Consider the following 25,695-nt stretch of genomic DNA (forward strand, 5'->3'; position numbering starts at 1 on the left):
GAAAGCCTGCTGAAAGCCCTCGCGATCAGCCCTGGCCCTCGTCGGACCCACCGTCGGCCGGCGGCGGGGTCTGCTCCTGCGCCGGAACGATGGATGCCGCTGCCTCCGCCGAGTCCCCTGAGACGCGCTCGGTGTTGTCGCCGTTGCAGGTCACCGTGTAGGTGACCGAAAGAGCCTGGCTGCCGTTGTCGTCGACGACGACCTCCTGCGGCCGATCCCCGATCGCGAAGCTCGCCGTGGATTCGCCGTTCTGGTTGAAGATGCCGCCTGAGACCGTCATCGTGTAGCTCGTCGCCTGGGGGGCGCCGGCGGGGCAGGTGTAGCTGTCCCACATGATGCGGACCGTCGAACCGGCGGTGACCGTGCCGTCTGCGTTGCCGCCCTGGATGCTCGGCGCCGCGGGAGTCTCCATCTGCGCCGCGTCGGTGTAGCGCAGCAGCGTGATCTGGTCCGAGGTGTTGACGTTGCCCGTCGGGTTCACGCGGTACACCTGACCGACCTGGCCGTCGGTGGGGGCGGGGTCGCCGTCCTCGCACTTCACGTTGGTGAAGTCGTTGTCGTTCAGAATGCGCGTCGCCTCGTCGCACGACTTTCCCTCGAGGCCGAGGGAGGCGGGATTGGGCGCCGCGGTCGTAGGGGGTGGTGACGAGGGAGGCGGGGACGAGGCCGGCGGGGAGGACGAGCTCGGCGGCGGGCTGGACGGCCCGGGATCCGCTGTGTCGTCCTTCGGCCCGAAGAGCGCGATGAGTGTGCCGATGAGCACGACCGCGAGCAACGCGATGAGGGCCACGAGAGGCCACGTCCACGGGCTGCGCTTCTTCTTGGGTTTCTCCTCGGACGCGGCCTGCTCGGTAGCGAGTGCGGCCGTGCCGGTTCCGACGCCCGCTCCGGCCGCGGCGGCACCCGCCGACGGCAGCAGGCGGGTCGTGGCATCCGAACCCGTGTTCGAGGTCAGCAGCTGGGTGAAAGCGTCCGTCGAGGCGGCTCCCGCGATGGCCGGGACGATCGCCGCTGCGCCGGCGACGTCGCCGCGGCGCAGGGCGCCGGCGGCACGCGCGACGGCGGAGGTCGACGCGGGACGCTCCTCGGGCTTCTTCGCGATCATGCTCATCACGAAGCGCTGGACCGGCTCCGACACCGTGTCGGGGAGCGGGGGCGGGGTGTCGTTGATCTGAGCCATGGCGATGGCGACCTGCGACTCGCCCGTGAACGGACGGCGTCCCGCCAGCAGCTCGTACGCGACGATGCCGAGCGAGTAGATGTCGGTGGCGGGGGATGCTGCGTGCCCCGATGCCTGCTCGGGCGAGAGGTACTGGACCGTACCCATGACCTGACCGGTTGCCGTCAGCGGCACCTGGTCGGCGATACGGGCGATGCCGAAGTCGGTGATCTTGACGCGGCCGTCGGGGGTGATCAGCAGGTTGCCGGGCTTGATGTCTCGGTGGACGAGGCCTGCGGCGTGGGCCGCCTGGAGGGCCGAGGCGGTCTGGGCGACGATGTCGAGCGTCTTGTCCGTCGACAGGGCGCCTTCGCGCTCGAGGATCGTCGACAGGGCCTCGCCCGGGACGAGCTCCATGACGAGGAAGGCGGAGCCGTTCTCCTCGCCGTAGTCGAAGACGCTGGCGATGCCCTCGTGGTTGACGAGAGCGGCGTGCCGGGCTTCGGCGCGGAAGCGCTCCAGGAAGCCGGGATCGCCCATGTACTCGTCTTTGAGGATCTTGATCGCGACGGTACGCCCGATGACGTGGTCGGTGGCTTCCCAGACCTCGCCCATGCCGCCGATGGCGATCCGGGAGTCCAGTTCGTACCGTCCGCCGAAGCTCACACCTTGCGTCGGTCTCATTCGCTCAGCACCGCCTCAATCACTTTCTTCGCGATCGGGGCCGCGATCCCGTTGCTCGTGCCGTTCTGGCCGAGCCCACCACCGTTCTCCACCATCACCGTGACGACCACCTTCGGGTCTTCAGCGGGCGCGAACCCGGTGAACCACAGCGTGTACGGGTCCCCCGGATTGTGCTCCGCCGTTCCGGTCTTCCCGGCGACGTCGACGCCGTCTATTCTCGCACCCGACGCCGCGCCGTTTTGGACATTGGCGGTCATCAGCTCGGTCATGGTCTTCGCCACTTCCGGGCTCACGGCGCGACCGAACTCGGTGTCTGCCGGTTCGTCCTGCACGGTGAGGTCGGGAGCGACGACGCGGTCCACCATGCGGGGATTCATGACCACGCCGTCGTTGGCGATACCGGCCGCGACCATCGCCATCTGGAGCGGGGTGGCGCGGACGTCGGTCTGCCCGATACCGCTCAGCGCGGTCTGGGGCTCGTTGAAGCCCTCGGGGTAGCTCGAGGCGGCGACGTTGAGCGGGATCTCGAAGGCCGAGTTGAAGCCGAACTTCTGTGCTTCTTCGCGGATCGCGTCGGTGCCGAGTTCGAGCGCGAGTTCGGCCATCGGGATGTTGCAGCTCAGCCGCAGCGCCGTTGCCAGGGTCGTCTTCTCACCGGGGCCGCAGGTGCCGCGGTCGAAGTTGTGCAGGATGCTGTTGGTCCCGGGGAGCCGGAACGTCGCCGGGTTGTCGAACTCCGAGTCGGGCGTGTACTTGCCCGACGACAGCGCCGCCGACGCGACGACGAGCTTGAACGTCGATCCGGGAGGCTCGGTCTCGCGGGTCACGCGGTTCGTCAGCGGCCGCAGCGGGTCGGCCTCGAGCTTCTGGTCGGCCGCATTGACGGCGGAGCTGTTGTGCGACGCGAGCAGGTTCGTGTCGAAGCTGGGGCTCGTGGCCATGGCCAGGATGCGGCCGGTGTCGGGCTCCATCGCGACGACGGCTCCCTCGAGGCCGTCGAGCGCGTCGTAGGCGACCTTCTGGACCTTCGGGTCGAGCGAGAGGAGCACGTTCGACCCGCGCGGCGGCTGTCCGCTCACGATCTGGTCGAAGCGGGTGAGGAACTGCCGGCTGCCGGTTCCGGCGAGGGCGGCGTTCATCGCGTACTCCAGCCCCGTGGAGGAGCGCAGGACGGGGTTGATGAACCCGGTCACGGGCGCCCACATCTCGGCATCCGGGTACGTGCGGATCCAGCTGTATACGTCGTCGCTCGGGTTGGACGACGCGATCGCGGTACTGCCGGCGAAGATCGTCCCGCGCTGCACCTCGTACGAGTCGTACAGGGTGCGACGGTTGTTGGGGTTCTCGTTCAGCTGCCCGGCGAGAGCGACCTGGATGACGCTCGTGGCCGCGAAGAGGCTGAGGAACATGAGGAGCACGACGACGCTCAGTCGGCGTAGTTGCTTGGTCATCCGATCACCACCCGGGGCCTGGAGCGAACCGCGTCGGAGATGCGAAGCAGGATCGCGATGATGAGGAAGTTCGCGATGAGCGACGATCCGCCCGCCGCGAGGAACGGCATCGTGAGACCCGTGAGCGGGATGACGCGGGTCACGCCGCCGACCATGATGAACACCTGCAGGGCCAGGGTGAACGACAGGCCCGTCGCGAGGAGCTTGCCGAAGTCGTCCTGACCGGCGATGCCGATGCGGATGCCGCGGCTCACGAACACCATGTAGAGCGCGAGGATCGCGAACACACCGACGAGACCCAGCTCTTCGCCGAGGCTCGGCAGGATGTAGTCGTTGTGCGCCAGCGGCGTCAGGTCGGGGCGCCCCAGACCCCAGCCGGTGCCGATGAGCCCGCCGTGGGCGAGACCGAAGATCCCCGACACGAGCTGGAAGCTGCTGCCGTTGATGTAGTCCGGGTTGAACGCGTCGAGCCAGTTCGAGAAGCGCAGTCCGACGTAGGGCAGGACTCGCGAGGCGACGAGAGCGCCGGCGGCGGCCATGAGGACTCCGAGGATCGCCCAGCTGGCCTTGCCCGTCGCGACGTAGAGCATCGCGATGAACATGCCGAAGATGAGGATGCCGGTGCCCAGGTCGCGCTGGAGCACGATGATCCCGAGCGAGACACCCCAGACGATCAGCAGCGGGCCGAGCTGACGGGCCTTCGGCCACGTGATGCCGAGGAACTTCGTGCCGACCGAGCTGAGCGCTTCGCGGGTGCGGACGAGGTATCCCGCGAAGAAGACCGCGAGGCAGATCTTCGCGAGCTCACCGGGCTGGAACGAGAAGACGCCGCCGATGGACACCCAGACATCTGCGCCGGCCTTGATGCCGAGGCCCGGCACGAACGGCAGGAGGAGCAGCAGGATGCCGGTCAGCCCGAACACGTACGTGTAGCGGAAGAGGACGCGGTAGTTGCGGAGGAAGACCACGATGAGGATCGCCCCCGCGATCGCGATGGCGGCCCACACCAGCTGGCGGAAGCCCAGCGAACCCCAGCCGAGACGCCCCTCGGCGATGTCGAGCCGGTAGATCATCGCGACGCCGAGACCGGTCAGCAGGGTCGCGATGGGCAGGACGAACGGATCCGCGTCCCGTGCCCAGATGCGGGTCACGATGTGGAGGGCGAGCGCCAGACCGGCGAGCCCGCCGCAGTACGAGAGGAACGTCGGGTCGATCTCGCCGCGGGTGCCCAGCTGGACGAGCATGACCGCGACCGTCGTCACGGCGACCGCGAACACGAGGAGTCCGAGCTCGCGGTTGCGCTGCGTCGCCGGCATCCGCAGTTTGCGCAGTGCCTTGATGACCGTCGTGTCGGTCTCTACCGAGGCTGTCATGGGGTCCCCTGGCGGAGGTTGTCGACGATCGCCTGCGCGTCGGCGAGCGATCGGGCGGAGATGGTCTGTTCCACCGACTGCCGCTGATAGGCGGGGAGGTCGGCGAGGAGGATGTCGGTGTCCTCGAACGGCGTCGACAGCGAGATCGGACCGATGTCCTGTTGGATGCCGCGATAGATCACGACGCTGTCGTCGTCGGCGCCGATGAAGTAGCGGGTCTGCGTCCAGGCGTATCCGGCGAACACACCGGCTGCGATGACCGCCACGATCGCGATGAACCCGACGAACCACCAGACGCGCCGGCGGCGTCCCCGGCGACGGTCCTCCTCGATGAGCTCCTCGAGGTACTCGGCTGCCGGTTCGAAGTGGCTCGGCTCGTTCGCCGCCTGGCGTCCGGTCTGGAACCAGCCTGTGCGCGCCGGCCGGGCGACGGGGATCTCGATGCCCTTGGGTGTGGCGGCGGAGCCGACGACGGTCGCCGTCCCGCTGTACATCGGATGCCGGCCCCCCACGTCGACGAGGACGATCGTGACGTTGTCGGGGGCCCCGGCATCCAGCGCCAGCTTCAGGAGCATGTCAGCGGTGCGGCCGGGAGCGAGATCCTGGCGCAGCACCTTCGCGGTCTGCGCATCGTCCACGACGCCGCACAGACCGTCGGAGCAGATCAGCCAGCGGTCGCCCGGCTGGGTCTGCATGATGAACGCGTCGACCTCGGGGTCGGTGCCCATGTCGCCGAGCACGCGCATGAGGACGGAACGGCGCGGGTGGTAGCGAGCCTCTTCGGGTGTGATCCGACCCGAGTCGACGAGCCGCTGGACGAAGGTGTGGTCCGTCGTGATCTGGGTGAAGGCCCCGTCGCGGAACAGGTAGACGCGTGAGTCGCCGATGTGGGCGATGACGGCGTAGTCGTCGACCATGAGGACGGCGCTGACCGTCGTTCCCATGCCGGCGAGCTCGGGACGTTCGGCGACGGTGTCGACGAGGACGTGCGCGGCATCCACGATCGCCTCACGGAGCTCCCGCTCCGCCTCGGCCGGGGTCGGGAACCCGTGGTCGAGGCCCTCCAGGTGGTGGACGGCGATGCTCGACGCGATGTCGCCGCCGGCGTGGCCGCCCATGCCGTCCGCGACCACGAACAGGTTCGAGCCCGAGAAGCCCGAGTCCTGGTTGTTGGAGCGGACCTTCCCGGTATGGGAGATGGCGGCGCTCGACCCCTCGAAGACCATCGGTGCGGGCCGTTACTTCCGCAGCTCGAACGTCGTGGCGCCGACCTTGATGGGGGCGCCGACGATCACGGGGACGGGAGAGGCGACGCGCTCGCCGTCGTGCCAGGTGCCGTTGGTGGAGTCGAGGTCCTGCACCATCCACTGCTCGCCCCACAGCACGAGCCGCGCGTGGTGGCTCGAGGTGTAGTCGTCGCGGATGACGAGGCCCGATTCGCTGGAGCGACCGATCGTGAGGGGTTCGTCGCCGAGCGGCAGTTCGAGCCCGGCCTTCGGTCCGCTGGTGATGACAATGCGCGAGGCCGTGTTCTTCGTGGCCTTCTGCGGACCGCTCGGGGCGGCCGGCCGGGTCGCGATCGGCGAGACGATCGAGGTCTCGGCATTCGCCGGAGCGGTCGCCACTGGTCCGGGCGCGGCGGCGACAGGCTCGGGCATCTTCCGCACCTTGACCCCGAAGAGGTCGGCGCGCAGCGAATAGACCACCGCGAAGACGAAGAACCACAGCAGGATCAAGAACCCGATCTGCAGCAGCAGGAGTGTCAGTTCGCTCATGCCTGGCCTCCGATGTCGAACATGCGCGTCGCCGGATCCTGCGGCCGCGGGGGGATGCGGCGGGATGCCTGCGCGACGACGCGGAACGTGATCCGCGTGCGCCCGATCGTGACGACCGAGTCCGGCTCGAGGGCCGCCTCCGCGACCTTCACACCGTTGAGCTGTGTGCCGTTGGTCGAGCCGAGGTCGCGAACCATGGCGCGGCGGCCGTCCCACAGGATCTCGACGTGCCGGCGGCTGGTGCCGGCGTCGGAGATCGTGATGTCGGCATCCGTCCCGCGTCCGATGACGGTGCGGCTCGCGGTGAGGCGGTGCTGCTGGCCGTCGATCTCGACGACGCCGTGCCACGACACGTCCTCGGCGCCGGCCGAGTGCGAGTCGACCCGGACGGTGCCGGTCGTGAGGGACTCGTCGGGGTTGATCGAGAGCGAGACCGGACCGGCGAAGCTGTACTGCTGCGCCTTGGCATGGCCTTCGACGAGCTGAACGAGCTCGTCGTGGAGCGCGCGGCCCAGTGCGCCCATGCGCTCGTGGTCTGCCGGAGCGAGCCGGACGACGAGGGTATTCGGAACGAGGATGCGGTCGCGCGAGACCACGGCGGCCTTCGCGTCGAGTTCGGCACGCAGTGCGGAGGCGATCTCGACAGGCTGCACACCGCTGCGGAAGGTCTTCGCGAACGCGCCGTTCACGGCGCGCTCGATTCCCTTCTCGAAGCTGTCAAGTAGTCCCACGGGGCTCCTCAGGCAGTCTGGACCGGTGCTCACATGCTAGTTGTCGACCCTGGCAGGGTCTGGGGAACACAGCAGCGGCCGTTTCTCCGGCGGGCTCGCGCCATGATATCCTCGGAAAGTTGATCCCGTGGCGACACGGGTTCGCGCGAGTGGCGGAATAGGCAGACGCGCTGGCTTCAGGTGCCAGTGCCCGAAAGGGCGTGGGGGTTCAACTCCCCCCTCGCGCACAGACAGTGCGACACGAAGCCGGTCGGTGGTGAGAACCCCGACCGGCTTCGTCGTTTCTGCGCGGAGGGTCATTCGGATCGCGGAAGGCGCCGGTGACGATGAGTACCGCCATACCTCGCGCGAGACGGGATCTGGACCGTCACCTCCCCGTACAGCGCTGCGAAAGGCAACCGTTCAAATGCGTTGTTCGACTGCATGTCCCCCAAACGACCGACTTGTCGGCCAGACCGGGTGCTCCTACTCTTCGTGAGCGGCCAGCGCGCATGTTCGTCATCTTTCTCGGATGTCGGCGCGGATCCAGGTCGCTGAATCCAGGGGGAAAAATGAACTCAGTATTGGGGCGGATGAGACACGCCTTCGTCGCGATGGGCGGCGTGGGCATACTCGCCTTCGCGGCCGCCGCTGTGATGCCGGCTCCATCTGAGGATGAAGTCATCGTTGCTGAGGGCACGATTGTCACGGCACCGCGAAGTGACGTTCCTGAGACAGCGGACGTCTTTGCATGGCCGTCCAACGAGGCTCTCGCAGACTTCGAGGTTGGAGATCAATTCAATTTGGAGCCGATTGGTTCCGCTGAAGTGGACGGCGATGGCAACTTCGCTCTCGCTGTCGATTCGATGAATGTCCTCGACCGGATGGCGTCAGACCAAGGAGAGGTCAACCTCTTCGTCAGTGCCGACAACGGGGAGACCACCTTCGAGAAGTCCTTCTCGGTGAACGTGGATGAAATCGAGAGCGCTTCCGTCGACTCTGTCGTTGACCTCGGTGACGTCGCCGCTACCGGTGAAGCGGAAGATGCGGGCGCTGCAGACCCGATGGCATCATCGGATGCATTCATCGAGAAGGCCTGTACCTCGACGAAGATCACCAACCTTGGCAACAAGTGGGTGCCGGTTGGCGGACTGTTCTCGTCCAACACGGGTGCGAAGGTCGATTATGTCTACGAGTCCGGCCAGTCGAGCTCGCTTGGAGCGGCTGTTTCCCAGAAAGCCTCGAACGCTGGCTTCTCTGCCTCGGGCACGACCTCGATCAGCTCGACGGCATCGGTCAACTTCCCGGCGATGTCGGGAACCGGCAACAAACTCGCTAAGACGCAGTTCCGATACGGCAACTACAAGACAAAATGCACCTTCGTTACGGGTGGGGTGCCCTTCACATCAGTCAGCTACAAAGTCCGGGCGGACATGTGGGTCGGAGGTTCGTCATTCACGTCGGTCAGCGCTCCCAAGGCGACTTACTGCGTTAGCTATAACAAGGGGGCATCCTTCACCAAGTCGCGCGATACTCAGGTCACGTGGACAGGATCTGTTGAGATCTACGGAGTAGGGCTGAGCGCTCAGACAGGCTGGAGCAACAACGGCAAGATCGCCGTGAGCTTCCCGAACAAGGCGGGCAAGGTCTGCGGCTCGGGGAACTACGCCACTCAGTCGAACGCCTATCAGATCGTGGCGAAGTCTTGAGCGGTGTGGGGGCACGGTCGGCGGCAGTCGCGGGGGTAGCTGTGTTTCTCACTGTCGCGCTCATCGGCTGTGCCCCCACACCGGAAACTGACGGCCCACTCGTTGGTCCTCGGGTCGAGGCGGGAATGGCCAATGTCTGCGTGCCCGCATCCGCGGGCGCGGAAGCATTCTTCGGCGAGGTCCTGAGCAACATGGGCTCAACGGCTATAACGGTCGGCAACATACAGAGCGAAGAAAGCGACGCGCAGTCCATCCGTTACCTCCTCGACCCTGCCGGACCTGCGCTGGGGCAAGTGATCGGGGCGAGCGGGTATCCCGCAGCTGATCCCGTCGGCGACGAGAACGAGATCTTCGCACGGGCCGAGAAAGCTGACGGCGCATCTATCGCGCCTGGATCCGCGGCGACCCTGTTGATCGTGGTGTCCCCGGCGAAAGATGCTGAGAGTACGGATATTTCGAGAGTGAAGGTGTCGTACGAGGCCGATGGTCGAAGTTTCCAAGAGGAAATCCTGGTCGATTACAGAGTCGCAAACCGCGGTTCGTGTTAGTTCGGTGGTGGTGGCGGTCGCAGCAGCGATTGCGCTAGCGGGTTGCGCCACAGAAGAAACGGATACCGACATGCCGCAAGCGGCGTACGTAGCTCTCATCAATCCCAGCGCAGATGATTCTCGTCTCTGGGAGAACGCCTTCTGCGGCGGCGCGCTGCTCAGCGAGACGCTGGTCGTCACCGCGACGCATTGTCTCGACAAGAACACATTGCCTGACGTGGTGATCGGACGAGCCGACCTTTGCTCCTCCGGAGATACAGGTCTTCGGCGAGCAAGCGTGAGGAGGGTTGATGGCTCGGGCGACGCCTCTGAAGCAACCCTTCTCGAGTTGGACAGGTCGGTTTCGTTGGAAGCGGTCCCGCTCGGACACCCGATACCGGATGCGGGGACGGCTATCGCCACGGGCTGGGGTCGGATACGTGAAGCTGAGGCGAGGCCTTGTGAGGCTAAAGAGATCGCACTCGTCGAGGACCGTGACCGGTGTGAGTCCATAATCACTTCGGCGGAGGCGTCGGGGATACGTCCTGGTTCGTCGACCTGCATGGTCCCGGTGGACGTGGACAACACGTGCGTTGGCGACAGTGGGAGCGGCATCTTTTCGCAGCAACAGAACGGATTCCGGCTTACGGGCATCACGCTCGGCGGTACTGGATGCGGAGCCGACGATCCCGGACTGTATCTCGACACAAACGCCTTGAAGTCGATTCTCGAGCAAGCAAAGCCGTGAGAGGCGCCTGTCCTAACCTCACCGCCTAGGTTTGAGGCGACTGTCTGGACCCAGGCGCGCCCGCGGGCGCAGCGGGCGCGACACGAACGCTGGCGGCGGAAATGAGGCAGATCAGCTACGTCAGGGCGGGAAGTCGCACATGAGCCCGAGATCTGTAGGGGTGAGAATTCTGCCGGCACTGTCGATGGTGGCCGTCGTGACCCTCGTCCTCACGGGGTGCGTCGCGTCCCAACTTCATCGACAGGTGACCGAAGAGGCGGAAGACAGTGTGGAGGCTCTGATGGGCTTCGTGCTGACGCAGGCGAGGGACACCTTCGCGGGTCTCGAGCCAGGCGGCACCTTGTCATCTCCGCACGTCGCAGCAGTGTTCGGAAATGACCTGACGAAGTCAGACCTCGACGAAGGTGACACCCCCCGGCTGCGCGACACCAATTCGGCGGTCTACTCGGCCGAGACATCGGACGGTTACACGACCTACGGGGTGTTCTTCGGAGGATATGGCTCTGCTTCTTTCGGGCAGGGATCGGACAGCGCGGCAGCTCACGGCTGTGGACTGCTCGCCTTCAAAGCGGGGACGCGAACCGTTCTCCTGTCCGACGAGGCGTGTCCCTCGGCTCTTCAGAGCTGGGCGTCTGTCGATTCGTTCGAGGTGTCGCTCTCCGAGGTAGCGAAGAACCTCGACGTCTACGTCGAAACCGAGTCGCCCAATTGATCGCTCATCGCCGCCGTGCTGCGTCGAATCTCGAGGTAGATCTCCCGCACGCTGGCTGAGGTTCCGATCTCGGCGCGACGGGCCCACTCATCGAAGGCGAGCCGGACGATGAGGAAGACGATCCCGATCGCGGCGCGGGCGGTGAGGGCGTCGGCATCCGACCCCGCGGCTTCCGTCGCAGTCGCCGTCAGAGCATCCACCTGGTCTGCCTCGGTGCGCAGCGCGAGGGCGAGAAGCGTCGGCTCCTGACCGACGAGCCGCCTGACCCGGAGGGCACGGTCATGCTCTTCGGGACGGGAGTCGAACCAGGCGATCTGAGCCAGCCAGGTGTTCTCGAGAGCGCGCAACAGCGGGTCCCCGCCGACCACGGCGGCGCTCACCGCTTGCAGCATCGACTCGGACTCCTCCGTCGGCTGCAGGACGGCCGCCTCCTTCGTCGGGAAGTAGCGGAAGAAAGTGCGGGGCGATGTGCCGGCGAGCTCGGCGATGTCATCGACGGTGGTACCGGTCACGCCGTGCTTCTCGAACAGCTCGATTGCGGCATCCGACAACTCGCGCTGGGTCTCGCGGCGACGCCGCTCGCGCAGTCCCTCCGCGGGCCGCTCCGTGGCGGGCCCGTCGGTAGGGGAATACCCGTTCATGACCTCATTGTTGCACTGATCGTCAAATATGCGCTGACCGCCAATATGGCAGTCACTGTCATATATCATCGACACGATACCGACCGCGCGACATCGAAGGCACCCCATGACACTCAGTGACTCCCGCCCCGGCACAGCGCCTGCCCCGACCGTCGCCGCGCCCCCCGCAAGGACCGGACCGGTCATCGCGCTCCTCGTCGTCGCGGCCTTCGTCGTCATTCTCAACGAGACGATCATGGGCGTCGCGTTGCCGAGCCTGATGGTCGACCTCGACATCACGGCGGCCACCGCGCAGTGGCTGACGACAGGCTTCCTCCTCACGATGGCCGTCGTCATCCCCCTGACCGGAACGCTTCTTGCGCGCTTCACCGTTCGCCAGGTGTTCTTCACCGCGATGACGCTGTTCGCGATCGGCACGCTCATCGCGGCACTGGCACCGGGATTCGGGATGCTGCTGGTCGGCCGCATCGTCCAGGCGTCGGGTACCGCGATCATGATGCCGTTGCTGTTCACCACGGTGCTGAACGTCGTGCCGGCGACGCACCGCGGGCGGATGATGGGGGTCATCAGCATCGTGATCGCGGTCGCGCCGGCGATCGGCCCCACGGTCTCGGGCCTCATCCTCTCGGCGCTGGACTGGCGCTGGATGTTCTGGCTGGTCCTGCCGATCGCGCTCGTCGCCATCGCCCTCGGCGCGCTCTGGGTGCGCAACGTGACCGAGACGAGGGACGCGCGTTTCGACGTCCTCTCCGTCGTCTTGTCGGCCCTGGGCTTCGGCGGCCTCATCTTCGGCCTCAGTTCCATCGGCGAGTCGGCGTCGGGCCACGCCCCGGTTCCCGTGTGGATCCCGCTCGTCGTGGGCGCGGCATCCCTCATCGCTTTCGTCGTCCGTCAGCTGGTGCTGCAGAGGACGGATGCCGCTCTCCTCGACCTGCGGACCTTCCGGTCGCGCTCGTTCAGCCTCGCCGTCGTCCTGGTGATCGTGGTCATGTCGGCGCTGTTCGGGTCGCTGATCCTGCTCCCCATCTACCTGCAGCAGGTCCTCGCGCTCGACACCCTGACCGTCGGACTCATGCTCCTTCCCGGCGGTGTGCTGATGGGCATCATCGCTCCCGTCGTCGGATCGCTCTTCGACCGCTTCGGACCGCGGCCGCTGGTCCTTCCGGGCATGGTCGTCGCGGCGGCGGCCCTGTGGGGCATGACGACTTTCGGTGAAGGCACGTCGGTCGCCTGGATCATCGCGGTGCACATGGCTCTGAACCTCGGGCTCGGCTTCGTCTTCACGCCGTTGCTCACATCGGCGCTGGGGTCTCTTCCGCAGCGGCTGTATTCGCACGGCAGCGCGACGGTCAGCACGCTGCAGCAGGTCGCCGGTGCGGCCGGCACAGCTCTGTTCATCACGCTCATGTCGGTCGGGGGCGCTGCTGCGGCGGCATCCGGGGCCGATGCGATCGGCGCGGTCGCGTCCGGCGTGCACACCGCCTTCTTCGTCGGTGCGGCGGTCGCCTCGGTGGCCGTTGTGCTGGCGGCCTTCGTGCGGAAGCCGGTCGGCGAGTCGGAGGCACAGGTCCCCGTGCACTGAGGCGTCTCCCGGGGTTCGCTCGCACGCGGGCCCCTGGGGTGCCAGCCCTCCGCGCGTAGGCTCGTCAGGTGAGTGCATCGCGTGGCCGGATCTGGACCGGGGTCATCCGCGTCGCACCGTACGACCGCGATCACACGGTCGCGATCCGCGCGGCGATCAGCGTGGGTGTCCCCCTCCTCGTCCTCTGGACGATGGGCCGGCTCGATCTCAGCATCTACGCGAGTTTCGGAGCCTTCGCGTCGCTCTACGGGCGCACCGACCGGACCGGCGATCGGGTCAGGATGCAGGCGGCCGCCGGCGCCGTCCTCGTCACCGCGATGCTCATCGGCACGGCGACCTCGGTCGCCGGCCTGACGGCGCCGTGGGCGATCGTCGTGGTGTCGGCCGTCGCCTCGCTCGTCACACTGCTCGCGTATTCGGCGCAATGGCACCCGCCGGGCGCGCTGTTCATCGTGTTCGCCGCGGGAGCCACGGCATCCGTCCCCGCTGATGCCACCCGACTGATGGACGTCCTCGCCGTCGGCCTCGCGGCGGTGGTCTTCTCGATCCTCATCACAATCGTGTACGAGGCCGTTTCGGCCCGGGGCATCCCGCGCCTGACACGGACGAAGAACCGCATTGCCGTCGGTGCCGTGGCCGCGGAGATGGCCATCACGGTCGCGGTCGCGACGCTCCTCGGTGGAATCGCCGGGCTCCTCCTGCTCGACTCGCACTGGTACTGGGCGATGGTCGGTTCCGTCGCGGCGGTCAGCGGGCCGCACGTGAAGGCGCGCATCATCCGCGGCCTGCAGCGTCTCATCGGAACGGGTCTCGGAGTGCTGGTGGCCGCAGCCATCCTCGCCCTGGGGGTGCCGCCGCTGGGCGTGATCCTGATCGCCGTCGCCCTCCAAGCGGCCGCCGAACTGTTCGTCGGCCGCAACTATGCGATCGCGATGGTGTTCATCACGCCGCTGGCGCTCCTGATGGTGCAGCTCGCCGCACCGACCACCGTCGGAGTCCTGCTGAGCGATCGTCTGTGGGAGACGCTCGTCGGCATCGTCGCAGGGACCGCCGTCGCCGTGGTCTCCGCACTCGTCCGTCGGACTCGCTGACGCCCCTCGGGCGGTTGGCCCATGAGCTCGCCGTCGTCGGGGCTCTCGTCCAGCCGGCTCAGCTGGGGCCAGCGGCCTCGGCTCCGTCGGTCCATGTCAGCCACCCGCCGTCGAGGTTGCGGACGTCGTGACCGAGCTGCTGCAGGATGCGGCTGGCCGTGTGGCCCCGCTGGCCCACCTTGCAGTGGACGATGAGCGGCGCATCGGGGAGCTCGCCATGGCGCTCACGGAGCTCGTCGAGGGGGAGCAGGATCGACCCGGGGATCGACCCCGCCTCGTGCTCGCCCGTCGTGCGCACATCGACGACCACGGCGCCGGCTGCGCGGGCGGCATCCACCTCATGCCACTGGATCGTACGGTCGGCACCGGTCGCCAGGTTCTCGGCCACGTACCCCGCCATGTTGATCGCGTCCTTCGCCGAACCGTATTGCGGCGCGTAGGCGAGTTCCAACTGAGTGAGAGCGGATGCCGTGAGCCCTGCCGTCATCGAGACGGCCAGGACGTCGAGCCGCTTGTCGACGCCTGACCGCCCCACGAGCTGCGCTCCGAGGATCAGGTCGGTGTCGGGATCGATCAACAGCTTCATGGCCATCTGCTCGGCGCCCGGGTAGTAGGCCGCATGAGAGAAGGGGTGCGTGTGCACGATGCGGTGCGGCCGGCCCGCCGCGACGAGTCGGCGTTCGCTCCAGCCGACGAGACCGACAGTGAGGCCGAGGACTCCGACGATCGTCGTTCCCAGTGCCGGGGTCGCGGCGACGGTCGCCGCACCGGCGATGTCGTCGGCCGCCGCGCGACCGTGCCGGTTCGCGAGCCCGGCCATGGTGACGAGGGTCGCGGTGCCGTCCAGGTGGTCGGTCTTCTCGACGGCGTCGCCGACGGCCCACACGCTGGGGACGTTGGTGCGATGCCGGTCGTCGACGGCGATTCCGCCCGTCGGGCCGAGGGCGATCCCTGCGGCACTCGCGATCTGCACGTCGGGACGAACGCCGCGAGCGTCGATTACCAGGTCCGCGGACACCTCGGTTCCGTCGGAGAGGGTGGCGACGCCGGCACCGATTCCCGACACGGTCACGCCGGTGCGCAGATCCACTCCGGCATCGCCGAGTGCGCGGTGGACGGGCGAGACCATCTCGGAGTCGAGGGGGCTCAGTACCTGATGGCCCCGCTGCACGAGGGTCACCCGTGCGCCGCGGGCGACGAGGTTCTCGACCGCCTCGATCCCGATGAACCCGCCTCCCGCGACGACGGCTCGCGGTGAGGCGGTCTCGGTGAGGACGGCGGTGATCGCGTCGACGTCCTCGACGCTCCGGAGGGTGACGACCGGCATGCCCTCACCCGGGATCGGATCGGCCGTCGTCGCGCCCATGGCGAGGACGAGGTCGTCGAACGGCTCGATCCGCTCATCGCCGGTCTCGAGGTCGCGGACCTTGACGGTCTTCGCCGCCGGGTCGATCGCGACGACCTCGTGGCGGACGTGGACCTGCAGCGCGAAGCGTGAGGCGAGGGATGCCGGTGTCTGCAGCAGCAGCGAGGACCGGTCCTCGATCACGCCGCCGACGTAATAGGGGAGTCCGCAGTTCGCGAAGGACACGTGGTGGCCTCGCTCGAAGACGACGATCTCGCGGTCCTCGTCGAGTCGACGCAGGCGGGTCGCCGCGGACATACCCGCGGCGACGCCACCGATGATGATGGTGCGCATGGTCACCAGAATACCCCCGGGGGTATCACGAAGTGTCGTCCGTCACTCATTTCAGCCCTCCCCGGGTGTCCGGCGGGCAACGTTTGTGTCACCTTCGGACGCAGGGGGTGACTGTACAGGTCCCGACGGCTAGGTTGGGGAAGGACCGGCGGACGTGTCGTCGGCATCAATCAGTAAGGCAGTTCATGAGCGTCAGCGGTACCGTCAAGTGGTTCAACTCGGAGAAGGGCTTCGGGTTCATCGCTCCCGATGAGGGCGGCGCCGACGTCTTCGCCCACTACTCGGCCATCGAATCGTCGGGCTACCGCTCGCTGGAAGAGAACCAGCGAGTTGAGTTCGACATCGCACAGGGCCCCAAGGGTCTTCAGGCGGAGAACATCCGTCCCCTCTGAGGTTTCACACCTCGTCAGTGAGGAGCAGGCGGCGGAGTTCGACCATCGAGTCGACCGCCGCCTGCGCTCCTTCTGACTCGTGGGGCCAGCTGAAGCCCCATCGCACGAAGATGACGGGGACGCCGTTCGCGGCGCCGCCGTCGACGTCGTGATGACGGTCGCCGATGAGGATCGGTCGACTCGTGTCGGCCCCCGTCGCGCGCAGACGGCGTAGCGCCTCTGCGACGATGTCGGCCTTCGTGGCGAGCGTCTTCTCGTCCGGCGTCGCGCCCGCCATCGCCTGCATGTGCTCGGACAGGCCGAAGTGCTCCATGAGCGCGACGACCTGGACCTCGGGCTTCGAGCTCGCCGTCGCCTGCGGGATGCCCGCTGCCGCGATGTCCGCGATCAGCTCCCCGACCCCCGGGTAGAGCTCCACGTTCGCGGTGTAGCCGTCGGCCTTGCCGAGAGCCCGGTAGTACGTGACGGCTTCGGTGGCCTGCTCCGGTGTCATCCCGACGTTCTTCTGGAACGAGTCGTACATGGGCGGACCGATCCAGTGGACCAGCTCTGCCCGCGTCGGCGCGGGGTGCCCGAAGTGGGTGAGGCAGCGATCGAGGCGGCTGAGGATGCCGACGGAGGCGTCGACGATCGTGCCGTCCACGTCCCAGAGGATGCAGGACCAGGGGGAGCGCGTCGTCATGCGACCAGCCTACGGGGACGGATGCCGCGGGTAGGCTCGTCGCCGTGCGTCTCGTCATCGCCCGCTGCTCCGTCGACTACACCGGTCGCCTGAACACGCATCTGCCCCCCGCCACCCGCCTCATCATGGTCAAGGCGGACGGCACAGTCGCCTTCCACCGCGACATCCAGCATCAGCCGCTGAACTGGATGAGCCCGCCGTGCACCCTCACGGTCATCGAGCCCGGCGAGGACGACATCGACGTCGTCGAGAAGTGGCGCGTCACCCACGCCAAGACGGGCGACGAGCTGACGATCCGCATCTACGAGGTGCTCCACGACTCGTCGCACGAGCTCGGCGTGGATCCGGGTCTCGTGAAGGACGGCGTCGAGGCCGACCTGCAGCGGCTGCTCGCCGAGCAGGTGGGCGTGATCGGCGAGAACCTCACGCTCGTGCGACGCGAGTTCCCGACCGCCATCGGACCGGTCGACCTTCTGCTGCGCAACCCCGAAGGCGGCACGATCGCCGTCGAGGTGAAGCGCCGCGGTGACATCGACGGCGTCGAACAGCTGACGCGCTATCTCGAGCTGCTCGGGCGCGACCCGCACCTCGCTCCCGTGACGGGGGTGTTCGCGGCTCAGGAGATCAAGCCTCAGGCGAAGGTGCTGGCGACCGATCGCGGCATCCGCTGCGTCACGTTGGACTACGACGAGATGAAGGGCATCGAGTCGGGAGCGCCTCGCCTGTTCTGACGCCCCGCCTCAGTGGCTGGTGCCGCGGGTTCCCGGCAGGGGTTTGGCGGCGCCGGAGGCGAAGCCCGATGCCGCGACGAGGGCCGCGACGATGAACAGGGTGTTCAGCAGGCCGATGTGCGTGCTGATGAGGCCGAGGACGGGCGGTCCGCACAGGAACGCGACGTAGCCGATCGTCGCCGCCGCGCTCACCCGGGCCGCCGCGCGGGCCGGGTCGTCGGCCGCCGCCGACATCCCGAGGGGGAACCCGAGCGAGGCACCCATGCCCCACAGCGCCGCTCCGACGAAGACGAGCGGCAGGTTCGGCGCCAGGATGAACAGCAGGATGCCGACCACGGCCGTCGCAGCGAGGACCCGCAGCGTCGCGACACGGCCGAAGCGGTCGACGAGCGGGCCGCCGAAGACGCGCACGACGGTCATCGCGATCGAGAAGACGGTGAGGGCGGCCGCGCCGAGCGCCGGGCCGCCGCGGTGGTCCTCGCTGACGCCGAGGGCCAGCCAGTCGTTGGCGCCACCCTCCGCGAACGCCATGCCGAGCATGACGATGCCGAGCACGTACGTGCGCGGCTCGCGCCAGGCGGACAGCGCGGTCGAGAGTCGGTCCCGCCAGCCGCTCGGCGCATCGTCCGTCGAGCCGAACGCGCGGTGCGGCACGTAGGCGAAGGCGATGAACGCGAGCACCACGATGGAGATCGCGACGACGGCGGTGTGCGGGAAGACATCGATCCGTCGGCTCGCGGCGAGAGCCCCGATGCCGGCGCCGATCACGGTGCCCAGACTGAAGAAGGCGTGGAACAGCGGCAGGATCGTCTTCTCCACCTCGACCTCGATGGCCGCCCCGTCGACGTTCATCAGGACGTCGAGGGTGCCGTTCCCGAAACCGAACAGCGTGAGCCCGATGAGGACGAGGGGGAGCGAGGGCACGACGTCGGTGCCGATCCCGATGAGGAAGAGGCCCGCGGAAAGGACGATCATCACGCCGAGCATGCCGAGCCGCGTCCCGAGTCGCGCCGCGATCAGCGACGCGAGTGAGAGGCCCACGATCGACGCGGCACCCATGCCGAGCAGCAGGAGTCCGATGGTGGCGTTGTCGATACCGAGCGCCGCCTTGATCGACGGCACCCGCGATGCCCACGTCGCGATGCTCAGACCGCTCGCGGTGAAGATCGCGAACACGGCGAGGCGCCAGGTCCACAGGCGCGCGGAGGTGAGCTCGAGGGTCATGTCGGTACTCTAGCGGGATCCTCGAATCGATTCGACTGCCGGAAACCTACGGCTACGATCGAGGCATGAGCAGCCGCCGAGCGACGATCTCCGACGTCGCGCGCGAAGCCGGAGTCTCGGCCTCGACGGCATCCGTCGTCTTCAGCGGCAAGGTCGCGGTCTCCGACGCCACCCGCGCGAAGGTGATGCGCGCCGCCGATGCCCTCGGATACACCGGTCCCGACCCGCGAGCGGCGTCGTTGCGGACCGGCCGAGCCGGCGTCGTGGCGGTGCTCTTCCGCGAGCGGCTCGGCATCGCGTTCCGCGACCCCGTCACCACCGAGATGATGGACGGGCTCACCGACGCCCTCAGCCCGATCGGCGCCGGCATCCTCCTGCTCACCGACGAGGGGCCGGCGGAATCCGGTCCCACCCTGACGACCGCACCCCTGGACGCGGCGATCCTGCTCGGCTGCAACGAGATCCTGCAGTCGTCGGTCGACGTGCTCCGCGGTCGCGGCATCCCCGTCGTCGTGATCGAGGGCGATGCCGGAGCCGACGTCCCCCGCGTGCTCCTCGACAACGTCGAGGCCCAGCGGACGGCCGCCGAGCACCTGCGTTCCCTCGGTCACGAGGACGTGGCGCTGGTGACGCTGGCGAAGGATGCCGCGCGCCCCCGAGGCTTCATCGACGATCCCGCGCAGATCACCGTCGACGTCACGCGCGATCGACTGCTCGGCGCCCGGGAGATCTTCCCCGATGCTCCCGCGTACGCGGTCCGCGAGAGCTCGATCGACGAAGGGCTCGCCGCGGGCCGTGTGCTGCTCTCGGGTCGCCGGCCGACGGCGATCATCGCGCAGAGCGACCTGCTGGCGGCAGGGGTGATCCGTGCCGCCGAGGAAGCCGGGCTGCGGGTTCCGGAGGACCTGAGCGTGACGGGCTTCGACGGTGTCGCGGTGGACGGCCTTGCCCCCTATGCGCTCACGACGCTCGCGCAGGATGCGGGTGCGAAGGGCCGTGCAGCGGGCGAAGCGGTCGCCGCGATGCTCGAGGGGCGGGAGCCGGCATCCCTCACCCTCACCTGCACATTCCGACGAGGGAACACGACCGCGCCAGTACCGGGGTGACCTGGGAGCCGGCCGGGCGCCGCCTATCCCCCAGCCGGTAGACTGGACATCTCGACCCCCGCGATTGCACAAGGAGGCCAGGTTGCTGATCCTCCTCGCGGCGTTCGCCCTCGTACCGCTCCTACTGCCGGCCCTCGTCGCCCGGTTCGGCTCCCGCACCTTCCTCGTCGCGGCTCTCGTCCCGATCGCCGCGTTCGTGCACACGGCGCTGCAGGCCCCGCGTGTGCTGAACGGTGATATCCCGTTCGAGACATACGCCTGGATCCCCGATCTCAAGGTCCAGCTGTCGATGCGGATGGACGTGCTCGGCTGGGTCATGGCGCTCATCGTCACCGGCGTCGGCGCGCTCGTCATGCTCTATTGCCGCTGGTACTTCGCCGGCAAGCGCGAGGGCCTCGCGACGTTCTCGGCGGTCCTCCTCGCCTTCGCGGGTGCGATGTACGGGCTCGTGCTGACCGACGACATCGTCGTGCTCATCATGCTGTGGGAGGTCACGAGCGTCCTCTCGTACCTGCTCATCGGTTTCTACCACCGCCGCGGCGCGAGCCGACGCGCCGCTCTGCAGGCCCTGCTCGTGACGACGCTCGGCGGGCTCGTCATGCTTATCGGCGTCGTCATGCTCGTCGTCCTCTACGGCACGACGAGCATCACCACGATGATCGAGACCGGGCCCGTCTTCCAGGGCGGCGAGGCCGTCGCCCTGAATGCCGCGATCGTCATGCTCCTCGTGGGGGCCCTCAGCAAGTCGGCCATCTTCCCGTTCCACTTCTGGCTCCCCGGCGCGATGGCCGCGCCGACGCCGGTCAGCGCCTACCTGCACGCCGCCGCCATGGTGAAGGCCGGCATCTACCTGATCGCCCGCTTCGCGCCCGCCTTCGCGGACACCGACCCATGGCGACCCATCGTCATCGGCCTCGGGATCTTCACGATGCTCCTCGGTGGATTCCAGGCGATGCGCGAGTCGGACCTCAAGCGCATCCTCGCCTTCGGCACCGTCAGTCAGCTCGGCATGCTCACGGTCGTCCTCGGCTACGGCGAACGGAACAGCGCCCTCGCCGGCCTGGCGCTCCTCGTCGGACACGCCCTCTTCAAGTCGGCGCTGTTCCTCATCGTCGGCGTCATCGACCGTCAGCTGAGCACCCGTGACATCGGCGAGCTCTCAGGGGTGGGGCGTCAAGCGCCGACGCTCGCGACGTTCTCGATCATCGCGATCGCCTCGATGGCCGGCGTCGCCCCCACGGTCGGATTCGTCGCGAAGGAGGCGGCCCTCACCTCGTTCCTCGAGGGCGGCGCCTCCGCGACGGCCCTCATCCCCCTGATCGGGATCCTCGGCGGTTCCGCTCTGACGGCGGCGTACGGCATCCGTTTCGTGTGGGGCGCCTTCTGGACGAAGAAGGATGCCGCCGGTGCGCCGCGTGAGCGCACGGAGTGGCCCGACCCGCCGATCGGCTTCCTCGTGGCGCCGGTCGTCCTCAGCGGGCTGACCATGGTCGCCGGCGTCACCGCGCCGCTGCTGGACTCGGGTCTCGCGGGCTACGCCGACAGCATCCCGCTCGAGGAGGGCGGCAAGGAATACCACCTCGCGCTCTGGCACGGGTGGGAGCCCGCGCTCTTCCTCTCGCTCGGCTCGATCGCCCTCGGCGCGCTGCTGTTCTGGATCACGCAGCGCCGCCCGCTCAAGGCCCGCATGCTGCCGTTCACGGCGAACGACGTCTACAACCTGTCGCTGCGCGGCGTCGCGAAGGTCTCGGTCTGGACGACGTCGCTCACCCAGCGCGGCTCGCTGCCGTTCTACGTCGGGACGATCTTCGTCGTCTTCATCGCCGCCGAGGCGACGGCCCTGCTGGCCTCGACCGAGTGGCGCATCGCCGTCGACGCCTGGCAGAGCCCGGCGCAGCTGCTCGCCGCTCCCGTCATGATCCTGGCCGGCATCGTCGCGATCCGCGCACGCAAGCGCTACACGGGAGTCGTGCTCGTCTCGGTCACGGGTCTCGGCATGGTGCTCCTGTTCGCGACCAGCGGCGCCCCCGACCTCGCCCTCACGCAGATCCTCGTCGAGACGGTCACCCTCATCGCGTTCGCGCTGGTGCTCCGCCGCATCCCGGCTCGCCTGGGCGACCACAACGCGTCGGTGCTCCCCGTCGTCCGCGCCGTCATCGGCATCGGGGTCGGCATCACGATGGCGGCCGTCGCCCTCATCGCGACGGGTGCCCGCGTGGCCGACCCGGTCTCGGGTCCGTTCCCCGACCTCGCCTACGAGATCGGGCACGGCAAAAACGTCGTCAACGTGACACTCGTGGACCTGCGCGGGTGGGACACGATGGGCGAGCTCTCGGTCCTCATCCTCGCGGCGACAGGCGTGGCATCCCTCGTCTTCGTCACCAATCGCTCCGACAGCCGCGTCCTGCCCTCTCTCCCGACGAGCTCCGGACGCAGCCGCCGTCCCCTCGTCGAGACGGCCGACGGACCGCGCCCCCGCTCGACGGCGCCGGGCTCGACCCGCCAGGCGTGGCTCGTGGGCGGACTGAAGGTGAAGCCCGAGAACAGATCGCTCCTGCTCGAAGTGATCGTGCGCGTCCTCTTCCACTCGATCATCGTCGTGTCGGTGTACCTGCTGTTCGCCGGCCACAACCTGCCCGGCGGCGGATTCGCCGGCGGCCTGGTCGCCGGTATGGCACTCGTCATGCGCTACGTCGCCGGCGGACGGTGGGAGCTGGGTGCGGCCGCGCCGACGGATGCCGGCCGACTCCTCGGCGCGGGCATGGTGCTCGCCCTGTCGTGTGCGATCGTGCCGCTGTTCTTCGGTGCCGCGCCCCTCACGAGCACGTACTGGGAGGCGGAGATCCCCCTACTCGGCGAGGTCGAGTTCGTGACCTCGACGATCTTCGACGTCGGCGTGTACCTCGTCGTGATCGGACTCGTCCTCGACGTGCTCCGTTCGCTCGGCGCCGAGGTCGACCGGCAGACGCAGACACAGCGGGAGCGGGTGAGCGCATGACCGTCTCGCTCGTCCTCGTGATCATCATGGGTGTGCTCTTCGCCGCCGGCGTCTACGCGATGCTGGAGCGCAGCCTCACGCGCGTGCTCATCGGCTTCCTGCTGCTCGGCAACGCCGCGAACCTCTTCCTCCTGATCGTCATGGGTGCTCCCGGCGTCGCGCCCTTCTTCGGCAGCGACGGCGAGGGTGAGGAGTTCAGCGATCCGCTGCCGCAGGCCCTGTCGCTGACGGCCATCGTCATCACATTCGCGATCTCGTCGTTCCTGCTCGCGCTCATCTACCGCTCCTGGCAGCTGGGACAGGCCGACACGGTCGCCGACGACGAGGCCGACCGCGAGGTGCGCGAGCGGGGTGCGCGCGACGAAGAGACGATGGACGACGAGATCACCGACGAGGACGACGACGCCACGACCGACTTCATCGGGACGGAGACCTCCCCCATCGTGATCCTCCACGCGCAGGACATCGCCGAACTGCGCGACGACGCCCCCACCGACAAGCCGGGAGGGCACCGATGACCGCCCTCGTCCCCTTGCTCGTCACGCTGCCGCTCCTCGGGGCGGGCATCGCGCTGATCTTCGGGCGTCGGCGTCGGGTGCAGGTCGGGGTCTCGATCGTCACCCTCACCGTCGCCGCGGTCATCGCCGCCGTGCTGCTGTACTACGTGGATGTCAGCGGGATACCGCTGGCCGTGTCGGTCGGCGGGTGGCCGATCCCGTTCGGCATCGTCTTGTACGTCGACCGGCTGGCCGCGCTCCTCGTGCTCGTCTCCAGCATCGTGCTGCTCGCCGTCCTCCTCTTCTCCGTCGGGCAGGGTGCAGCCGACGGCGACGAGGAGACACCGGTCTCGATCTTCCACCCGTCGTATCTGATCCTCGCCGCCGGCATCTTCAACGCGTTCATCGCGGGCGACCTGTTCAACCTCTACGTCGGGTTCGAGATCCTGCTCGTGGCGTCGTACGTGCTCATCACGCTGGGGTCCACCGAGTCCCGCATCCGCACCGGCGTCGTCTACATCGTCGTCTCGCTGGTCTCGTCGATCCTCTTCCTCGCCGCCATCGCGGCGATCTACGGCGCCCTCGGCACCGTCAACATGGCGCAGCTCGCCGACCGGATGGGGGAGCTCCCCGACGAGGTGCAGCTTGTGCTGCATCTGATGCTGTTGCTCGCCTTCAGCATCAAGGCCGCGGTCTTCCCGCTGTCGTTCTGGCTGCCGGACTCGTACCCGACCGCCCCGGCTCCGGTCACCGCGGTGTTCGCGGGATTGCTGACCAAGGTCGGCGTCTACGCGATGATCCGCACCGAGACGCAGATCTTCCGCGACAACGACGTCAACCAGCTGCTCCTGATCGTCGCGCTCGCCACCATGATCGTCGGCATCCTCGGTGCCGTCGCCCAGGCCGAGCTCAAGCGCATCCTGTCGTTCACGCTCGTGAGCCACATCGGATACATGGTGTTCGGGCTCGCGATCGCGACGCCCGCGTCGCTGGGCGCCACGATCTACTACATGGTCCACCACATCGTGGTGCAGACGACGCTCTTCCTGGCGGTCGGGCTCGTCGAGCGCCGCGCGGGATCGACCTCGATCCTCAAGGTGAAGGGACTCATGCGCGCGGCGCCGCTGCTGGCCGTGCTCTACTTCATCCCGGCCATCAATCTCGGCGGACTGCCCCCCTTCTCGGGGTTCATCGGCAAGTACGCGCTCTTCGATGCGGCCGCCGCCGTCGGTACGCCGATCATGTACGCGCTGATCGTCGCCGGCATCCTGACGTCGCTCCTCACCCTGTACGCCCTCATGCGCGCCTGGAACCTCTCGTTCTGGCGCGAGGAGGAGGACGCGAACGAGGAGTCCGGCGTCATCGACCGCATCTCGTACCTCGACGACGCCCCCGCCGCTGGCGTCCAGACGGAACGCCGCGTCATCCCGCGCATCATGACCGCCTCGACGACGGGCATGGTCGCCGTGACGGTCGCACTGACCGTCTTCGCCGGTCCGCTCTACCACCTGTGCGCGAGCATGGGAGCGTCGCTCCTGAACCCCGTGAGCCTCACCCAGTTGCAGGAGGAGGTGAACGGTGGGAACTGACATCCAGCGGAGCGCGCTGACCGGCATCTGGCGGCAGTTGCCGTTCTTCCTGTGGCTCGTCGCGCTCTGGATGCTGCTGTGGGGTCAGTTCACGGTGCTCGCCTTCCTCACCGGCGTCGTGGTCGCCGTCTTCGTGACGAGCGTCTTCCGCCTGCCCCCCGTCGAACTGTCGGGACGACTCAACCCCTGGTGGCTGGTCGTCTTCACGCTCCAGTTCCTCGGCGCCGTCGTGAAGGGCTCGCTCGTCGTCGCGTGGCAGGTCGTGCGGCCAGGACGTCAGCCCGGCGTCTCGGTCGTCGCCGTGCCGCTCGTTACCGACGACGACCTGATCATGGCGCACGTGGGGGTCACGGCATCCCTCATCCCGGGATCCCTCGTCCTCGAGACCGATCGCGACCGCCGCATCCTCTACCTGCACGTCCTCGGAGCGTCGACGGATGCCGAGGTGGAGCAGCAGCGCCGGATGGTGCAGCGCTGGGAGGCGCGACTCGTGCGGGCGGTCGGCTCGCGGGCTCAGCTCGACGCCGTCCGCGCATCGCAGGCCGGTGCCGCGGACGTCCGCACGCGCGTGAAGGAGGAGAGCTCGTGACCACCGTCCTCATCGTCCTCATCTGC

At 68.0% G+C, this 25,695-nt stretch carries 23 protein-coding genes and 1 tRNA gene; 14 read left to right on the plus strand and 10 right to left on the minus strand.

The window, feature by feature from the left end; translation table 11 throughout:
* Window positions 1-25 precede the first annotated feature (25 nt).
* From ABCU91_RS02910 to ABCU91_RS02935, 6 genes are read right to left on the minus strand one after another with little or no spacing between them, the layout of a single operon-like run.
* Entirely contained in the window at window positions 26-1,843 is a 1,818-nt protein-coding gene (locus tag ABCU91_RS02910) for a protein kinase domain-containing protein (protein ID WP_413354726.1), read from the minus strand.
* Window positions 1,840-3,294 (minus strand): peptidoglycan D,D-transpeptidase FtsI family protein, encoded by a 1,455-nt coding sequence (locus ABCU91_RS02915; RefSeq protein ID WP_413354727.1) that lies wholly within the window; start codon window positions 3,292-3,294, stop codon window positions 1,840-1,842. Before ABCU91_RS02915 ends, ABCU91_RS02910 begins: the two co-directional genes overlap by 4 nt.
* A complete protein-coding gene (locus tag ABCU91_RS02920; RefSeq protein WP_413354728.1) occupies window positions 3,291-4,667 on the minus strand; it encodes an FtsW/RodA/SpoVE family cell cycle protein in 1,377 nt (458 codons plus the stop codon). The genes ABCU91_RS02915 and ABCU91_RS02920 overlap by 4 nt, the downstream gene beginning before the upstream one ends.
* Entirely contained in the window at window positions 4,664-5,893 is a 1,230-nt protein-coding gene (locus ABCU91_RS02925) for a PP2C family protein-serine/threonine phosphatase (protein ID WP_091358101.1), read from the minus strand. The genes ABCU91_RS02920 and ABCU91_RS02925 overlap by 4 nt, the downstream gene beginning before the upstream one ends.
* Before the next feature lie 12 nt (window positions 5,894-5,905).
* On the minus strand, window positions 5,906-6,442 hold the full coding sequence (locus ABCU91_RS02930; protein ID WP_413354729.1) for an FHA domain-containing protein: 537 nt from the start codon (window positions 6,440-6,442) through the stop codon (window positions 5,906-5,908).
* The gene (locus ABCU91_RS02935; protein ID WP_406923028.1) at window positions 6,439-7,173 is read right to left on the minus strand and encodes an FhaA domain-containing protein; all 735 of its coding nucleotides are present in this window, start codon (window positions 7,171-7,173) and stop codon (window positions 6,439-6,441) included. The genes ABCU91_RS02930 and ABCU91_RS02935 overlap by 4 nt, the downstream gene beginning before the upstream one ends.
* Window positions 7,174-7,316: 143 nt before the next feature.
* Here ABCU91_RS02935 and ABCU91_RS02940 point away from each other — a divergent pair.
* The 5 genes from ABCU91_RS02940 (at window position 7,317) to ABCU91_RS02960 (ending at window position 10,848) form a co-directional block, all read left to right on the plus strand.
* Window positions 7,317-7,400: transfer RNA gene (locus ABCU91_RS02940), tRNA-Leu, on the plus strand.
* 345 nt (window positions 7,401-7,745) lie between these two features.
* Complete coding sequence (locus ABCU91_RS02945; RefSeq protein WP_413354730.1) at window positions 7,746-8,861, plus strand: hypothetical protein; 1,116 nt, start codon at window positions 7,746-7,748, stop codon at window positions 8,859-8,861.
* Between the two features lie 41 nt (window positions 8,862-8,902).
* Entirely contained in the window at window positions 8,903-9,409 is a 507-nt protein-coding gene (locus tag ABCU91_RS02950) for a hypothetical protein (RefSeq protein ID WP_413354731.1), read from the plus strand.
* Window positions 9,345-10,136: a trypsin-like serine protease gene (locus ABCU91_RS02955; RefSeq protein WP_413354732.1), complete on the plus strand. Its 792-nt coding sequence runs from the start codon at window positions 9,345-9,347 to the stop codon at window positions 10,134-10,136. Before ABCU91_RS02950 ends, ABCU91_RS02955 begins: the two co-directional genes overlap by 65 nt.
* A gap of 196 nt (window positions 10,137-10,332) precedes the next feature.
* Window positions 10,333-10,848, plus strand: coding sequence for a hypothetical protein (locus ABCU91_RS02960; protein ID WP_413354733.1), 516 nt, complete (start codon window positions 10,333-10,335; stop codon window positions 10,846-10,848).
* Here the strand turns inward: ABCU91_RS02960 and ABCU91_RS02965 are convergent.
* A complete protein-coding gene (locus ABCU91_RS02965; protein WP_406923025.1) occupies window positions 10,821-11,489 on the minus strand; it encodes a TetR family transcriptional regulator in 669 nt (222 codons plus the stop codon). The two genes, ABCU91_RS02960 and ABCU91_RS02965, sit on opposite strands and share 28 nt — an antisense overlap.
* 106 nt (window positions 11,490-11,595) lie before the next feature.
* Here ABCU91_RS02965 and ABCU91_RS02970 point away from each other — a divergent pair, with 106 nt between their 5' ends.
* Both ABCU91_RS02970 and ABCU91_RS02975 read left to right on the plus strand, forming a co-directional pair.
* Window positions 11,596-13,071: a DHA2 family efflux MFS transporter permease subunit gene (locus ABCU91_RS02970; protein WP_413354734.1), complete on the plus strand. Its 1,476-nt coding sequence runs from the start codon at window positions 11,596-11,598 to the stop codon at window positions 13,069-13,071.
* Between the two features lie 68 nt (window positions 13,072-13,139).
* The gene (locus tag ABCU91_RS02975) at window positions 13,140-14,162 is read left to right on the plus strand and encodes an FUSC family protein (protein ID WP_406923023.1); all 1,023 of its coding nucleotides are present in this window, start codon (window positions 13,140-13,142) and stop codon (window positions 14,160-14,162) included.
* A gap of 58 nt (window positions 14,163-14,220) precedes the next feature.
* Here ABCU91_RS02975 and ABCU91_RS02980 read toward each other — a convergent pair whose 3' ends face one another.
* Window positions 14,221-15,861 carry an FAD-dependent oxidoreductase gene (locus ABCU91_RS02980; RefSeq protein ID WP_413354735.1) on the minus strand — a complete coding sequence of 547 codons (1,641 nt, stop codon included), beginning with the start codon at window positions 15,859-15,861 and terminating at the stop codon, window positions 14,221-14,223.
* Window positions 15,862-16,046: 185 nt separating this feature from the next.
* On the opposite strand from ABCU91_RS02980, the gene ABCU91_RS02985 reads away from it, so the two are divergent.
* Window positions 16,047-16,253 carry a cold-shock protein gene (locus tag ABCU91_RS02985; protein ID WP_064002832.1) on the plus strand — a complete coding sequence of 69 codons (207 nt, stop codon included), beginning with the start codon at window positions 16,047-16,049 and terminating at the stop codon, window positions 16,251-16,253.
* A 4-nt stretch (window positions 16,254-16,257) separates the two neighbouring features.
* Here ABCU91_RS02985 and ABCU91_RS02990 read toward each other — a convergent pair whose 3' ends face one another.
* A complete protein-coding gene (locus ABCU91_RS02990; protein WP_413354736.1) occupies window positions 16,258-16,935 on the minus strand; it encodes an HAD hydrolase-like protein in 678 nt (225 codons plus the stop codon).
* Between the two features lie 44 nt (window positions 16,936-16,979).
* Here ABCU91_RS02990 and nucS point away from each other — a divergent pair, with 44 nt between their 5' ends.
* Window positions 16,980-17,666 carry an endonuclease NucS gene (gene nucS, locus ABCU91_RS02995; RefSeq protein ID WP_065571979.1) on the plus strand — a complete coding sequence of 229 codons (687 nt, stop codon included), beginning with the start codon at window positions 16,980-16,982 and terminating at the stop codon, window positions 17,664-17,666.
* A gap of 9 nt (window positions 17,667-17,675) precedes the next feature.
* Here the strand turns inward: nucS and ABCU91_RS03000 are convergent, their stop codons facing one another.
* Window positions 17,676-18,890: an MFS transporter gene (locus tag ABCU91_RS03000; RefSeq protein ID WP_413354737.1), complete on the minus strand. Its 1,215-nt coding sequence runs from the start codon at window positions 18,888-18,890 to the stop codon at window positions 17,676-17,678.
* Window positions 18,891-18,955: 65 nt separating this feature from the next.
* Here ABCU91_RS03000 and ABCU91_RS03005 point away from each other — a divergent pair, with 65 nt between their 5' ends.
* The 5 genes from ABCU91_RS03005 (at window position 18,956) to ABCU91_RS03025 (ending at window position 25,669) form a co-directional block, all read left to right on the plus strand.
* Window positions 18,956-19,996: a LacI family DNA-binding transcriptional regulator gene (locus tag ABCU91_RS03005; RefSeq protein WP_413354738.1), complete on the plus strand. Its 1,041-nt coding sequence runs from the start codon at window positions 18,956-18,958 to the stop codon at window positions 19,994-19,996.
* A gap of 82 nt (window positions 19,997-20,078) precedes the next feature.
* Window positions 20,079-22,994 (plus strand): Na+/H+ antiporter subunit A, encoded by a 2,916-nt coding sequence (locus tag ABCU91_RS03010; protein WP_413354739.1) that lies wholly within the window; start codon window positions 20,079-20,081, stop codon window positions 22,992-22,994.
* Complete coding sequence (locus ABCU91_RS03015; RefSeq protein ID WP_091358158.1) at window positions 22,991-23,512, plus strand: Na(+)/H(+) antiporter subunit C; 522 nt, start codon at window positions 22,991-22,993, stop codon at window positions 23,510-23,512. The genes ABCU91_RS03010 and ABCU91_RS03015 overlap by 4 nt, the downstream gene beginning before the upstream one ends.
* Complete coding sequence (locus tag ABCU91_RS03020; RefSeq protein WP_413354740.1) at window positions 23,509-25,080, plus strand: Na+/H+ antiporter subunit D; 1,572 nt, start codon at window positions 23,509-23,511, stop codon at window positions 25,078-25,080. Before ABCU91_RS03015 ends, ABCU91_RS03020 begins: the two co-directional genes overlap by 4 nt.
* Window positions 25,070-25,669, plus strand: coding sequence for a Na+/H+ antiporter subunit E (locus ABCU91_RS03025; RefSeq protein WP_413354741.1), 600 nt, complete (start codon window positions 25,070-25,072; stop codon window positions 25,667-25,669). The genes ABCU91_RS03020 and ABCU91_RS03025 overlap by 11 nt, the downstream gene beginning before the upstream one ends.
* The last annotated feature ends 26 nt before the right edge of the window (window positions 25,670-25,695 follow it).

It is taken from the genome of Microbacterium phoenicis, assembly GCF_047302325.1.
GTDB lineage: Bacteria > Actinomycetota > Actinomycetes > Actinomycetales > Microbacteriaceae > Microbacterium.

Coding starts and splice junctions, on each gene's coding strand:
- ABCU91_RS02910 (WP_413354726.1), bottom strand. CDS start 1,843: ATGAGACCGACGCAAGGTGTGAGCTTCGGCGGACGGTACGAACTGGAC.
- ABCU91_RS02915 (WP_413354727.1), bottom strand. CDS start 3,294: ATGACCAAGCAACTACGCCGACTGAGCGTCGTCGTGCTCCTCATGTTC.
- ABCU91_RS02920 (WP_413354728.1), bottom strand. CDS start 4,667: ATGACAGCCTCGGTAGAGACCGACACGACGGTCATCAAGGCACTGCGC.
- ABCU91_RS02925 (WP_091358101.1), bottom strand. CDS start 5,893: ATGGTCTTCGAGGGGTCGAGCGCCGCCATCTCCCATACCGGGAAGGTC.
- ABCU91_RS02930 (WP_413354729.1), bottom strand. CDS start 6,442: ATGAGCGAACTGACACTCCTGCTGCTGCAGATCGGGTTCTTGATCCTG.
- ABCU91_RS02945 (WP_413354730.1), top strand. CDS start 7,746: ATGAGACACGCCTTCGTCGCGATGGGCGGCGTGGGCATACTCGCCTTC.
- ABCU91_RS02955 (WP_413354732.1), top strand. CDS start 9,345: ATGGTCGAAGTTTCCAAGAGGAAATCCTGGTCGATTACAGAGTCGCAA.
- ABCU91_RS02965 (WP_406923025.1), bottom strand. CDS start 11,489: ATGAACGGGTATTCCCCTACCGACGGGCCCGCCACGGAGCGGCCCGCG.
- ABCU91_RS02970 (WP_413354734.1), top strand. CDS start 11,596: ATGACACTCAGTGACTCCCGCCCCGGCACAGCGCCTGCCCCGACCGTC.
- ABCU91_RS02980 (WP_413354735.1), bottom strand. CDS start 15,861: ATGCGCACCATCATCATCGGTGGCGTCGCCGCGGGTATGTCCGCGGCG.
- ABCU91_RS02985 (WP_064002832.1), top strand. CDS start 16,047: ATGAGCGTCAGCGGTACCGTCAAGTGGTTCAACTCGGAGAAGGGCTTC.
- ABCU91_RS02990 (WP_413354736.1), bottom strand. CDS start 16,935: ATGACGACGCGCTCCCCCTGGTCCTGCATCCTCTGGGACGTGGACGGC.
- ABCU91_RS03000 (WP_413354737.1), bottom strand. CDS start 18,890: ATGACCCTCGAGCTCACCTCCGCGCGCCTGTGGACCTGGCGCCTCGCC.
- ABCU91_RS03005 (WP_413354738.1), top strand. CDS start 18,956: ATGAGCAGCCGCCGAGCGACGATCTCCGACGTCGCGCGCGAAGCCGGA.
- ABCU91_RS03015 (WP_091358158.1), top strand. CDS start 22,991: ATGACCGTCTCGCTCGTCCTCGTGATCATCATGGGTGTGCTCTTCGCC.
- ABCU91_RS03020 (WP_413354740.1), top strand. CDS start 23,509: ATGACCGCCCTCGTCCCCTTGCTCGTCACGCTGCCGCTCCTCGGGGCG.